This window comes from Nocardiopsis sp. KDC1DS13DA1 (genome assembly GCF_055632325.1).
The window spans coordinates 286,853-298,757 of the sequence record NZ_JBVMUY010000017.1 but is presented as its reverse complement, the minus strand read 5'-3'; the positions used below and the strand labels follow the sequence as shown (position 1 = coordinate 298,757).

14 protein-coding genes are annotated in these 11,905 nt (G+C 68.8%); 2 read left to right on the top strand and 12 right to left on the bottom strand.

Annotation, left to right across the window (positions count from 1 at the left end; genetic code table 11):
- Positions 1–52: 52 nt before the first annotated feature.
- Positions 53–307: a hypothetical protein gene (locus ACTVAJ_RS13395; protein ID WP_470388441.1), complete on the top strand. Its 255-nt coding sequence runs from the start codon at positions 53–55 to the stop codon at positions 305–307.
- Between the two features lie 124 nt (positions 308–431).
- Here ACTVAJ_RS13395 and ACTVAJ_RS13390 read toward each other — a convergent pair whose 3' ends face one another.
- On the bottom strand, positions 432–893 hold the full coding sequence (locus ACTVAJ_RS13390; protein WP_470388440.1) for a helix-turn-helix domain-containing protein: 462 nt from the start codon (positions 891–893) through the stop codon (positions 432–434).
- A 208-nt stretch (positions 894–1,101) separates the two neighbouring features.
- On the opposite strand from ACTVAJ_RS13390, the gene ACTVAJ_RS13385 reads away from it, so the two are divergent.
- The gene (locus tag ACTVAJ_RS13385; protein WP_470388439.1) at positions 1,102–1,887 is read left to right on the top strand and encodes a hypothetical protein; all 786 of its coding nucleotides are present in this window, start codon (positions 1,102–1,104) and stop codon (positions 1,885–1,887) included.
- On the opposite strand, the gene ACTVAJ_RS13380 is transcribed toward ACTVAJ_RS13385, so the two are convergent.
- The 11 genes from ACTVAJ_RS13380 to ACTVAJ_RS13330 form a co-directional block, all read right to left on the bottom strand.
- The gene (locus tag ACTVAJ_RS13380; protein WP_470388438.1) at positions 1,888–2,022 is read right to left on the bottom strand and encodes a hypothetical protein; all 135 of its coding nucleotides are present in this window, start codon (positions 2,020–2,022) and stop codon (positions 1,888–1,890) included. It abuts the gene before it with no gap.
- 392 nt (positions 2,023–2,414) lie between these two features.
- Positions 2,415–2,684 carry a hypothetical protein gene (locus ACTVAJ_RS13375; RefSeq protein WP_470388437.1) on the bottom strand — a complete coding sequence of 90 codons (270 nt, stop codon included), beginning with the start codon at positions 2,682–2,684 and terminating at the stop codon, positions 2,415–2,417.
- Positions 2,685–2,803: 119 nt separating this feature from the next.
- Positions 2,804–3,124, bottom strand: coding sequence for a hypothetical protein (locus ACTVAJ_RS13370; RefSeq protein WP_470388436.1), 321 nt, complete (start codon positions 3,122–3,124; stop codon positions 2,804–2,806).
- Between the two features lie 38 nt (positions 3,125–3,162).
- Positions 3,163–3,453 carry a hypothetical protein gene (locus tag ACTVAJ_RS13365; RefSeq protein WP_470388435.1) on the bottom strand — a complete coding sequence of 97 codons (291 nt, stop codon included), beginning with the start codon at positions 3,451–3,453 and terminating at the stop codon, positions 3,163–3,165.
- A 171-nt stretch (positions 3,454–3,624) separates the two neighbouring features.
- The gene (locus ACTVAJ_RS13360) at positions 3,625–4,197 is read right to left on the bottom strand and encodes a hypothetical protein (protein WP_470388434.1); all 573 of its coding nucleotides are present in this window, start codon (positions 4,195–4,197) and stop codon (positions 3,625–3,627) included.
- A gap of 91 nt (positions 4,198–4,288) precedes the next feature.
- Positions 4,289–4,690, bottom strand: coding sequence for a hypothetical protein (locus ACTVAJ_RS13355; RefSeq protein ID WP_470388433.1), 402 nt, complete (start codon positions 4,688–4,690; stop codon positions 4,289–4,291).
- A gap of 203 nt (positions 4,691–4,893) precedes the next feature.
- A complete protein-coding gene (locus ACTVAJ_RS13350) occupies positions 4,894–5,709 on the bottom strand; it encodes a peptidoglycan-binding domain-containing protein (protein WP_470388432.1) in 816 nt (271 codons plus the stop codon).
- A 135-nt stretch (positions 5,710–5,844) separates the two neighbouring features.
- Positions 5,845–6,696 carry a peptidoglycan-binding domain-containing protein gene (locus ACTVAJ_RS13345; RefSeq protein WP_470388431.1) on the bottom strand — a complete coding sequence of 284 codons (852 nt, stop codon included), beginning with the start codon at positions 6,694–6,696 and terminating at the stop codon, positions 5,845–5,847.
- On the bottom strand, positions 6,696–7,841 hold the full coding sequence (locus ACTVAJ_RS13340; RefSeq protein WP_470388430.1) for a hypothetical protein: 1,146 nt from the start codon (positions 7,839–7,841) through the stop codon (positions 6,696–6,698). The genes ACTVAJ_RS13345 and ACTVAJ_RS13340 overlap by 1 nt, the downstream gene beginning before the upstream one ends.
- 176 nt (positions 7,842–8,017) lie before the next feature.
- Positions 8,018–11,032, bottom strand: a complete 3,015-nt coding sequence (locus ACTVAJ_RS13335; RefSeq protein ID WP_470388429.1) for a hypothetical protein — start codon at positions 11,030–11,032, stop codon at positions 8,018–8,020.
- Positions 11,029–11,904, bottom strand: a complete 876-nt coding sequence (locus ACTVAJ_RS13330; RefSeq protein ID WP_470388428.1) for a hypothetical protein — start codon at positions 11,902–11,904, stop codon at positions 11,029–11,031. Before ACTVAJ_RS13330 ends, ACTVAJ_RS13335 begins: the two co-directional genes overlap by 4 nt.
- Position 11,905 lies beyond the last annotated feature (1 nt).

Genomic DNA, 11,905 nt, shown 5'->3' with positions numbered 1-11,905 from the left:
ACGCCTTCCCTTATGCCCCAACGGCACCGTTCACCAACGAGAGGATCCTGCCATGCCCACCATCGGAACCCGTGAGGATGCCCGGAACCGCTGCCTGCGCACACTCGCCCAGGGCGTGCTGGCGACCGCGCTGGTCGCAGCGGCCGGCGCGGTGGCCGCGACAGTCGTCCCCGGAGAACCCGTCGACCCGGCCGTGCTCGGTACCGCCGTGGCCACGACCGTCCTGACCGCCGTGGCGGCCTACGTGCAGCGCCGGATCGAGGGAAGTGTCGAACACCGGCACGCACGAGGGGAGGATCGGCCGTGACCACCCGCTGACGAAGGACGCCGTCGTCGGGACCGACGGCGGACGAAGATGAGCGGGGGCGGCGGAACCAGTTCCGCCGCCCCCGCTTCCGCCGTGCCGTCCGCGGTCGGATGCCCACACGAGCTCATGCCTCCAGCTGGATGCGGGCGATCTCCACCACCTTGGCCAACTCCTTCTCGACCTGGTCCCGGGAACGCCCGTCTCGGACGACCAGGCGGGCGGTAAACGGGTTCCCCCCGATGTCGCGAGTCAGCTCGTAACAGACCGCGTCCCCCTCCGACCACCAGGTCAAATCGCCCTGGGTGCTGCTCTGGGACCGCCCGTCCCCGGCCACCTCTGGTTCACCGCCGCGCAGGACACAGTGCACGGAGCCGGGCGACCAGCCGAGGGCCTCCTCCAACTGCCGGACGGTCAGGTCGCGGGGGGCACTCCGCCCTCGGCGAATGTCGCGCAGGGCCTGCCCGGACATACCGGTGCAGTCGGCGAGGTCGCGCCATCTCATACCGAGGGCCAGGCGCCGTGCATCCATGGCCCGGTCGAGGAGGTCGTAGCGGAGAGCGGTAGGCGGGGAAGCATCCTTCGGCATCCCACCACCATAGGCGAGATTAGGCACAACTAGCGCAAAGTTTGTTTAACTTGCCTAACTCTGGATAGCCGCAAGCAGAGAGAGAAGCCCGCACAAATCCTTCCATCTGGAAACTTCACTCACCGGAGAGACAAGCAGGATGCTTGAAAGTTTGCTTAACTTTGGCTAAGTTTGCTTATTGATATCCGCCCCCCGGATCGGAGTGCACATGAGCATCCCCTGTGACGTCCCCTCCTGCACCAACAGCGTGGTCGAGGACGCCCTCGTCTGCGCGGGCTGCACCCAACGCCTCGCCAACGCCCTACGGTCCGTCGTAGGTGACGGTGACGGGGGGCTCCTGGAGGATCTGGACCTCACTCTGGCCAGACAAAGACGCACCGGCCCCGGCAACATGGGCCGTCGTTCGACGGAGACGCCCCTGGCCTACGATCCGGCGGCCGCCGAGGCGGCAGACGTCCTACGCAACACCCTGTCCACATGGTGCCGCCTCTTACACGAGGAGATCGGCGGCCGACTCCCAGACGACACCCCCTCGGCCATGGCCACCTGGCTCCGGCGCTTCACCGAGTGGCTGCGGCGCTCCGAATTCGGCCCGGAGTGCGTCGACGAGGTCACCGCGGCCGTGGCGGAGGCCCAGCGCGCGGTCGACCTACCGGCGGAGCGGGTCATCGCGGGCCTGTGCGAGAGGTGCGGCACACCCTGCTACGCACACGCCGGAGCCACACACGCCCGGTGCCACGAGTGCGACGCCCCGCTGTCCGTACGCGACGGGCGCAGACGCCTTCTGCTCGCTGCGGAAGAGCACCTCGTCACCGCGGCCGACGCTGCACGCGCGCTGAACACCCTCGGCCACGAAGTGACCGCGGCGGCCGTGCGCGGATACGCCCGGAGAGGACGCCTCAGCCCCCGCGGCACCGGCTCCGCAGGGCGGCCGCTGTACAGTCTCGGCGAGGTCATCGACGTGTACCTGGACGGCGTGCGACCGGTGGCGTGATCACCACCGCGCCTCCAACCAGCTCAGGAGTACGGCCTGCTCGGACGGGGACAGGACCAACGCCGCATCGGCGAGGACGTCCTCGACGGGCAGGTCCTCTCGCACGAACACGACGAGCCGGTTTCCCACGCTCACCACGGCGACTGGGCATGACAGCTGCTCGAGGGTACATGCACAGATCCTCATCTCGGTCTGTTCGGACACCCCAGGTCCTGCTGCCATCAGACGGTCTACCCCGTTTCACGCTACGAACCAAACCCCCATAGATGACCACTCAACGGTGACAGTTCGCAAGGGAAGCGGAGACCTTCTTACCGTTCACGTATCGACGACCTACTCGGAATAACGATTACGACGGCCGCTACCTGCACCTTCCCGATCGCGCCAGCCCTGGACCACAACTGTCCAGATCCGGCCACCGTCCGACGTGAACCATGCATCCCATTGACAGACATGAACGTGAACCGGATAATTCGACCGCCAAATGGACAACGGCCGGTGCCGATCGACGAGAGGCACCGGCACGTTCAGCCCATGATGGCGGCGAGTACGGCCCCCAGCGCGGCCAGCGCCGCGCTTATTCCCGTGACCGGCAGCGCGTACCGCCATCTCTCCAGTGCGTCGAGGCGGATCCGGAACTCCGCGTGTTCCCGCTCCAGCGCGGTCAGCCTGGTGATTGCGTTGCGCACGTCGGCCTGCGTCTCCCGGGTGGCGTCGTAGACATCACGCGCGGTGACCACCGACGAGAAGGGATTGGTGGTCCCCTCCTCCGATCCCCATGTGTGTTCCTGTGTCAATGCCGTTCCTCCTGCACGTTCCTCCCGCACCCGTCCTCTGACGGGGCACGGTGCTCGGGCATCGGTGGGCCCGAAAACACGAAGGGGGCGGGGTGCGTCGCGCACCCCGCCCCAGCCGGTCAGGTTCTCGGTTCGGCGGCACGCGTCAACCGGCGGCGCCGCGCATCGGCCCGACGCTTGGCCTGCGCGAGCCGCTCCGCCTTCTCCTCCTCGATCCGGCGGACCCGTGGGTCAGCCGGATGTGGCTGGCCGGTGGTCGCGTGCACCAGGTCGGCCTGCAGATAGTGCGATAGCGCCCAACCATCGCCCCCCAGCGCCGCCATCGACGACGAGTCCGCGGGTAGATGCCGTATCAGAACCGCCAGGCGACGCAGCGACAACCGACCACGCCACAGATCGGCCAACTCGATCCGGTAGTACCGGGCCAGATCGGCCTCCACCGCCCCGGATGACTCCCGAAGCAGGCGGAGGAGGCGACCTATTCCCCCGGGGACTCGAACCCGTACACCTCGGCGATCTGCTCGGCCAGCCGGTTCAGGTCGCTGAGCGTGGCCCCGCCCTCCTTCAGACGCCCCCACTGGCGAGGACCGAGCAAGCTGCGCAGCGCGGCCACGATCCTGCCCTCCTCGAATCCCTCCAGGGCCGCCAACGGCCACTGGTCCGAACTCGCCGGCAGTTCGTATTCGACACCGTCCAGCAGCAGTTTCTTCGGTGTGTCCTCACCAGTGGCCTCCGACCGGACGGCTGAAGCGATGGTCGTGTCGTTCATATCGCGGTTGTTTCCTTCATTGTCGGTACGCGCCCTTCGGGGCGCGCGTGAGTGTGCACGGATACGTGCGCCGGAGCGCACGACGGCGCGGTTCCCCACCCGGTGCAAGAGGAGGGGCTGGGGAGGAGGCCGGGCCGGAGCAACCACGCGAACTCCGGCCCGGCCTGTCTGTTAAGGGGTGGCCGCCGTGGGCGCACCCTTGTAGGTGTGGAACAGGGTCGCGTTGCCGTCAGCGTCGGGATCGGTCGGGAAGATCGCCACGGTGATCTCACGCCGCGCCAGTTCAGCCGCGTTCTCGGTCGACTCGCCCCGCTCGGACACCTGTGCGTAGTTCGCCGAGACCGTCCGCTTGATCAGGTCACCGGTACGGGTCTCGAACGCGATCTTGAACTTGGCCTGCAGGTCGGGAACGTGGATGTCGCCCTCGTAACCGCCGTTACCGTCGAAGGTCACCGAGTGACCGGGGAACATCAGGTCGTAGACCGCCTTGTTGTCCTCGAACGGCATGAACGTCCGCGTCACCTTGAAGTTGTTGTGCGTGGAGGCCACCAGCACGCCGCCCCAGGCGTACAGATCCTCGGACTCGGCTTCGATCGTCTCGGTGAAGCCCTCCTCACCGTCGAGCAGACCCACCTGCTCCCACTCGACACCGAACGGCTCACCAGCCGCAGGAACCACCGCTTCCACCGGAGCGATGTACACATCCGCGTAGGCCCAGACATTGGCGTTGTTGGTGTTACCCATCTCAGAAACATCCCTTCAAAGGAATATCGGTTGTATTGCAAGCGCCCTGTGGTCCATCACCACAGGGCACGACAGTGGACGGCCGAAGCCGTCAGGAGGAGCGCTGGGTCACCAGCACGGTGAAGGAGGCACTGGGTTCGGGAAAGGCGGGGTCAAAGGCCGCGACGACACCCTCGGACTGGCGCACCGAGACGATGCCGGCATCCCCCTCGTGCTCGAGTAGGACGGCGTGCGCCAGGTGCGCGAGCGCCTTGGCGTCGTCTCGGTCGTCGGCCCAGGCAGAAACCCGCACCAGTGTGAGCTGAGTGATCGGGTGGTTCCCGGTCGACTCCTCACAGCGGATCGTGATCTTCGGATTGCTCCCGGGTGACCAGTCCGTATAGGACTCGGTCACCACGGGAGTGCCGGACCACTGACTGGGGAAGTCGGGGACCCTGGAGCGCAGATAGTCGGCGACCAGGTCCTCGACGTCGGAAAAGGGCTGAACGATCATCTCTCGGAGTTCTTCTCTTCTCGTAACGGAATGAGGAACCCCGGAAAAACAAAAGCCCGACGTTTGTCGGGCTTTGGTCACACCTGTGGCGCTGTTAAATAGCGTGCACCACTCGGAGAGGGTTGCGCAACCCTTTTCCGGGGTTTTCTTTCTTGGACGTGACCGGTGTCACCCCGTTTCCGCGCGGAGTCCCACAACGGTCCTCAGAACCGGCCGTCGTTGAGGGCGACCTGGAGGCACCGGGTCGTCTCGGACACGGCGGAGACATCCGTCCGAACGATCCCGGCAGCGTCGTAGCCGAGGACACCCGGCCACACACCGTCGACCGTCGCCCCGACGTGGCTCTGCACCGCCCGCGTGGTCCTCGGGCCGAGGTAGCCGTCGGCCGCGGCACCGGTACGGCGCTGCATGGCCCGAACGGTCATCCGCCCCCAGATCCCGTCCACCGCGACGCCCAGACCGCGCTGGACGGCGCGCAGGGTGAGCGGCCCAAGCTGCCCGTCCTCGACCAGGCGGTCGGACCCGGTGCCGGCCTCCGGACGGGGCGAGGAAGGCTCGTGCACGTCGACCGGCATCCCGGCGCGCACCCAGGCGCGCAGGTCGGAGCCCGGGCACGAGGTGCTGTTGCCGGACAGGCCGCCGTGGTGGGTGCCTGCGAGCGCGCGCCCGGCACGCCTGGCGGCCTCGTCGTACAGGGATCGGATCGCGGCCTTAGCCTCATCGGTGGCGTCCCCGTCACGACCGATGAAGCACACCCCGATGTGGGAGGTGTTGTGCGGTGCCGCGTGCGCGCCGACGACCGACCAACCGCGCCCCTCGAAGATCCGGCCGGAGCGGTCGACCAGGAAGTTGTACCCGACGTCGGACCACCCCCGGCCATCCATGTGGAAGTCCTGAATCTGACGGGGCGTCTGTGTCGGTGGCCCCGCACTGTAGTGCACGGTGAAGCCGGTGCGTGCGGCCCAGCTCGTGGTAACCCGGGAACGCGGTGCGCGGGCGTGCCACCGGGATCTACTCATGATGTTCGGCAAACTCGTTCTTCCTCTCGTCTCTCGTCTCTCGTCTCTCGTGTTCGTGTGCGCTGGCGGTGCGGACCGTCGCTCAAAGGTCTCCGTGTCCTGACCGCCGGGGTATCCCGGAACCGGAGCGCCTCCCTACCCGCCGAGAGGCGGGCCCCATCCCGAGTGGCCGTCGGTCGTGCCGTAGCGGACGGGGTTGAGCACGTCGTCCAACCGGGCCCGGGTCTCCTGTCCGACCATCCCGTCGTCGAGCAGCCCCTGATCGCGTTGGAAGGCGATCACCGCGTCCTCGGTCTCCTGGCCGTATTCGCCGTCGGCTCCATAGGTCGGGAGCTCGTACCCCGCATCCAGCAGGTCGAGTTGGAGGCCGTGCACCTCCGGGGTCGTTCCCGACGCCCGGCTGAGGATCGCGCTGCCCAGCCAGGTCGCCTCACCCACACGGAACTGGTGGACCCAGCCGGCGTCCCCCTCGGGGACCGTCAGACGGGCCAGGGTCAGGTCGCCCGAGTACGTACCCGACGCCTCCAGATCGGGAGCCGTCAGATCCACGTTGACGTGGTTCATCCGGTAGGTCACGGCCCCGGCCTCGGCCAAGGCCTCGATCCGGACGAACCGGTCCCGGGTCGCGGTGTTCTCCACCCCTGTCAAGGTGCGAGCGTCCCCCAGACGCAGAGCGTCCGCGGTCCACTCCACGACCGGGGTCCCGCTCCCTGTCCCACCGACGTACAGGGTCATGGCTCCCCCGGTGGGGACCCACACGTACGCGGAGACCGACAGCGAACTCCTGGTCCCGACGGAGAGTCCGACGCCGCCCGCGGAGGGCACCGCCGAACCGAGCCGTAGCGCGGGCCAACCGGTGTCCGGACGCTCGTCGTAGGCGGCGAACCCGTCGACCACGTCCCAGGGGTCGCCGTGCCATGCGCTGTCCGCGCTGTTGAGCGCGTAGGCGGCGGCGCCGCCGCAGGTGTTGTACGTCAGGGTCGGCATCACGCCACCCGCGTCTGAACAGTGAGGGACCGTGCCTCGGCGTCCCCCTGGAGGACCCGGACGGTGAGGTGGTCACCGGTCGCCACTGGGATGTCCAACTGCTCGACGGCGGAGGCGTGGTCTCCGCTGAGGATGGTGGCGGTTCCCACCTGGGTCCCGTTCCGTTCCAGCCCCACGACGATGTCGGCGCCACCGGAGCTGCCCACGCTCGCGTGGAGCGAGCTGAGGATTCTCGCCGGGCCGGTGTTGTAGTGGCGGAACAGCGCCGCACCCGAGACCGTGGGGCCGCCGTGCGGTGCGGACCAGGTCCACACGCTGTCTCCCGGAGTTCCCGCCGGACCGTCCGCGCCCGTGCTTCCCGCCGGACCCGTGATGTCCGCGAGCGCGACCAGGTCAACCCACGTCGGCTCCCCTACAAGCCGCCACTGGAGGGCGTCCGTGTCAGCCCGGAGCTCGATCTCACGACCGTCCTCACCCCGCAGCGGCCCCGAGTCCTGCCAGGTCTCGCCGTTCCACGCGTACAGGTCGCCGCCGATGAGGTAGGCGTCGCCCACCCGGGCGTCGACGGGCAGTTCCGCGACGTCGCTGAGCGTCCCCAGGATGGCGAGCCCCGGGCCGACCGGCCCCTCCGGCCCCTGCTCCCCTTGGGGCCCGATCGGCCCTTCCGGGCCCTGGGGCCCTGCGGGGCCCTCGGGCCCCTGAGGGCCCGTCTCACCGGGCGGCCCCTCCGGCACGTAGACGTGGCCGGTCACTCCGTTGACGCTGAGGACGTAGGGCTCGGGCGGATCGGGGTGCTCGGGCCCCGGCGGCACCACGGACGACAGGTCCACGGACTCTGCGTCGTGGGGGACGATCAGGTCGAACTGGTAGGGATCCAGGCCGGGGAACTCCACCAGGACCTCGTAGTGGAAGGGCGTGCCCACCAGGAGCGGGTCGTCGGTGGCGGGGAGCAGGAGGTCGATCTCCCCCTGGGAGTCGATCGACTCCACCACGTCCGTGCCCATGACGATGAGATCGTGCGCGGGGGAGATGAGCCACTCCACGCTGGGCCGGAACGTCACGGTCCCCTGGGCTTGCTCTCCGTGGAGGAGCACCCATCGGCCGTGCACACGGACACGGGGGAAGTCGTCGGGAAGGTTGGACATGGGTACCGGCATCGTCGGTACCCCCTTTCTGTTGGTGAGAAGGGTCGAGGGACCGGCGACGGGCCGGTCCCTCGTTCGGCGGGGTGGGGTGACCGCTCCGGACAGCGCTCACCCTGGTCGTTGGCGTTTGGATCGCACGTAGCGAGACCGCATCCGGGCCAGAGTCTCGACCTCAGTCACATCGGGACCAGAGTGACGGTTCGCGAAGTGAGGTACCAGGGTTTGGTCGCACGGGCCGACAACCGAACGGAGTACGTTCTGCCTGGTGTCACCGGTACGAGCGCTTGAACAGTGACGGGTTGTCGGACGTTGTACGCCTCCATGTAGACCAGGCTCGTGGGGCGAGAGAACTCTGTGGTCCCTCCCGACCGAAAATCCACGTCGACCTGGAGACGACCTGCGCCTTGGCCCATGTTGTACTGGTAGGTCAGCAGAACCAGTACCCTTCTCGTCGTCGGAGTGAAGTTCACAATGGTCGCGTCGCGCTTCCAGACCCACTCGTCATACGTGGAGGAGATCGTCCAGTCGCCCGTGCGCTCCCCGGACTGGATGCCGAACATGTGCGCGGCCAGGGGTACGAGGTTCCCCGTGTTCGGGTCACGCACCGACATACCCGTACCGATCCCGTGTCCGAGTCGGACCAGGTCCTGCTCCGACTCGTCGACGACCCGGAGCCCCGAGGCCGTCATCTCGGTCCGGGCCCCGGAGGCGGATGAGCGCACGGTGGCACCAGTGATCACCTGGCCGTCGATGGCGTCGGCACTGATGTGACCGCTGGTGATCGCGCCCGCGCTGATGTGCCCCGCCTCGACCGCGCCCGCGGCGATCTTGTCCGCAGTGACCGCGTTGGCCTCGATGTGCCCGGCCTTGATGGTCTCCGGGTACACGTCGGTGTCCACCAGGGGTTCGGTCTCGGTCCACGCGGACTCGCCGGGATCCGACCGGTTGCCGCTGCGGTCCACCGTCACCAGCCGGAAGTGTCGCGGCTCATGGTAGGGCTGCCCGGGCACCACGAGCGTGTCGGCGCCCTCGAGCAGTCCTACGGGCCGCCAGTCGCCGCCCTCGGGCCCGCGTACCGCCCCCAACCGCACGTCGCCCTCATCACGCAGGGACAACGCGATCCCGGTCACAAGTCGCTCCCCGTTCGGGGTGAAGGTGTACGACGACTCCGACTGTCCGTCGACCCACACCTCCAGCCGCCACCGGCGGATCCGGATCCGGACCAGGTGCGCACCCGATCCGACTTCGGGGACGTAGTCGTGGACGTATCCGCCGGGATCGTCGGAGTCGTAGCGGGTCCACAGACGCACCGTGCCCGCCGCACCGCTCTCGGGCGCGTGCACCCACACGGTGTACTCCTGGTCGAGGACGCCGACGTCCCGGTAGAGCGTGGCGTACCCGGTACCGGCCCGGCCGAGCAGACCGTCGGCGACCACGAACGCCTCTTCGCCGTAGACGTGTTGCCACGGTGGCCGAGGTTCCCCCTCCTGGTCCCACTCCTCAGCCCAGGTCTGCCCGTCGCGCATCTGCACGATCACGTGCTCGAAGTCCCGAGGCATCGGTTGGCCCAGCGCACCGAGTCCGTCCCACGCCACATTCATGACTCCGAGGCGCGTGGTCAGGGCCGGTGCCGAAGGAATCGGAGGGGGGTCGACGTCGTCGGCGACAACCACCGCGACCGGTGTACAGAACGGTCCGGCCAGCCCGTTGTCTCCTCCCACAGCCCTGACCTTGAACTCCCGTTCCTCCCCGACCGGCAGGTCGGACACCCGCACCGAGGCGTCGGGGTGATCCACGGAGGTCAGCCGCCGCCAGACCGCCCCGACCGTGTTTAGTCGGGCGTAGACCTCGTAGGAGCCCACGTCCATCGCGGTACCGTCCACCGCAGCATCCACGGGCGTCCAGGTCAGGGTCGCCTGGCCCCGTACCGCGCCGGACGCGTCCAGGTAGGCCCGGGTGTCCACGATCAGACCGACCGGGGCGGCCGGTCTGCGTGTGTCCGGCCCCTCGGGAGCGGGGCGCGCCCCAGAACCGCCGTCGGCTGCGCTGCCACCGGTCAGGGCGGCGGTCCGCCGGGCGCGACGGATCTCGGCCTCCACGAAGCGGTCGTTGAGGACAACGTTCCCCGTGAGCGTCCCCCTGTCATCCCGGGAGAGGGTGATCTGGCGCAGCCGGAGACTCTTCATGCCACCTCCGGCCCCCGGCGCGAGGAGATGGTCGCCCGGGCGGTAGTCCCGCCAGGGCAGCCACCGGGCGTCGGTGAACACCAGGCCACGCGTGATCTGAATCCGCTCCCGGGCACCGCGTTCCAGGGCCGCGGTGGCCAGGAGCCGGGCGGTGCCCTCGTCGGAGACCCCGCTCTGCGTGACGTACTCCTCCCAACGGCCCCACGGAGCGACGGCACCGGGGTTGGCGACCTCCAAGCGGAAACCCTCGTCACCCTCCAGGAACAGGTGGGAGACGGCGTCCTCCAGGCTGGCGTCGTCGGGCGCCTCGGTGACGTCCCGGCCCAGGCGGAGGTCGACGGGGGCCTCGCCGGAGGCCCGGTCCACGGCCATAGCCGAACCGGGAGTGAACACGCGCAACATGCGTCCCTCGAAGCGCCAGTCACACACACCCTGCTCGGTGAGGCCCGCCAGTACGGCGAGAAGATCGGTGCCGACGTTGTACTCGATGGTGAGGACGGTGTCCCACGGCCGGCCAGCGGAGTCGTGGGTGGTGTCGAAGTCGACCGACAGGCCGGGAAGCGCTCCACGCGCGTGACCTTCGTTGGTCCAGGTGCGCACAACGGTGCCGACCGTGGCGGCGGAGAAGTGCCGCTTGCCATCGGCTGTGTCGGCAGGGTCCGTGGAGGGGTACAGCCGGAGCTTGCGCAACTGCCAGCCGTACCCCGGAAGATCGTAGGAACGGGTACCGGTGCGGTCGGTCAGGTCACCGGAGCACTTGATCCTCAGGAACCGCGAGTCAGGACGCTCCATCCACTGACCGGTGTCGGGGTCGTACATCTGGACGGCCACCTCGCAGGGCACCTCCAGGTACTCGGCACCGGGTGCGTGCGCCGCGTAGCTGATCCGCAGAGCCGGCAGGTCGTTGTACGGCTGGCCCAACTCGACGCTGAGTGGATGCGGCAGTGGTCCGAGTTCGGCCCCGTTCGGTTCCAGGGCCACGAGTCGGATGTCGAGTTCACTCACAGGAAGGCCCTCCTCGCTGTGATCCGGATCTGACTGGTCTCGCCCGCGGAGACGGCGCTCGCACGGACGCGCACGTGGCGCTGATGGGGGTTGCCCCTGGCGACCGCCGGGGTGAGATGCAGCCATCGGGAGGCCGACCCCGAACCGAACTGCCGGACGAGCCCGGTGACGTCGGTACCGCTCTCCTCCCCCGGGCCGACCCGCCGCGCCGTCATCGCGGCGCAGTCGACCTCGAGTGTCTGGTCCTGCGTGAGCGAGCCGGACCAGGCGAATCCCGCCCCGGTCGCCACGTCCATGACGGTGGGCTGATCGATGGACCCGCTCAGCCGCACGACGGCGTCGGTGACGGGCGCGGTGCCTCCCGCCAGCCACGTGACGAGAGCCCCTTCCGCAGGTGGGTCGACGGTGAGCGGCCCCTGCCAGCTGACGGGGTCGGGATCACGCCAGAAGACACCCGGCACCCGGGCCAGGACGGTGAGTCGAGCGGTACCGGCGGCCACCGTGACCTCTGGCTCCGCCGAGGCCACGACCTCGGCGTCAGCCTGGCGGACGGTCCGGCGGTCGACGTGGTAGCGCAGGTCGAGCATCCTGTGCCGGACGCCGAACAGGCCGGTCAGCGCCTCCAGGTTCCGTTCCAGCTGCGGGTAGCCGCCCTGCCGGCCCTGTCCGTCGCGAGAGTTGACCAGGAGGGTCAGCCCGAGGACGGACGCCTCCAGGTCCAGGCCGGTCACGGGCAGATCGCCCGCCCTTCCGGGTAGGGATACCTCGACGGACCGGGCCGCGGGCAGGGGGCGCAACTGGGTTCCCGGGGCCAGGCGCCATCCGGGGGCGTCCAGCGCCACACCGTCGACGGTATAGGTGGGATAGGGCATG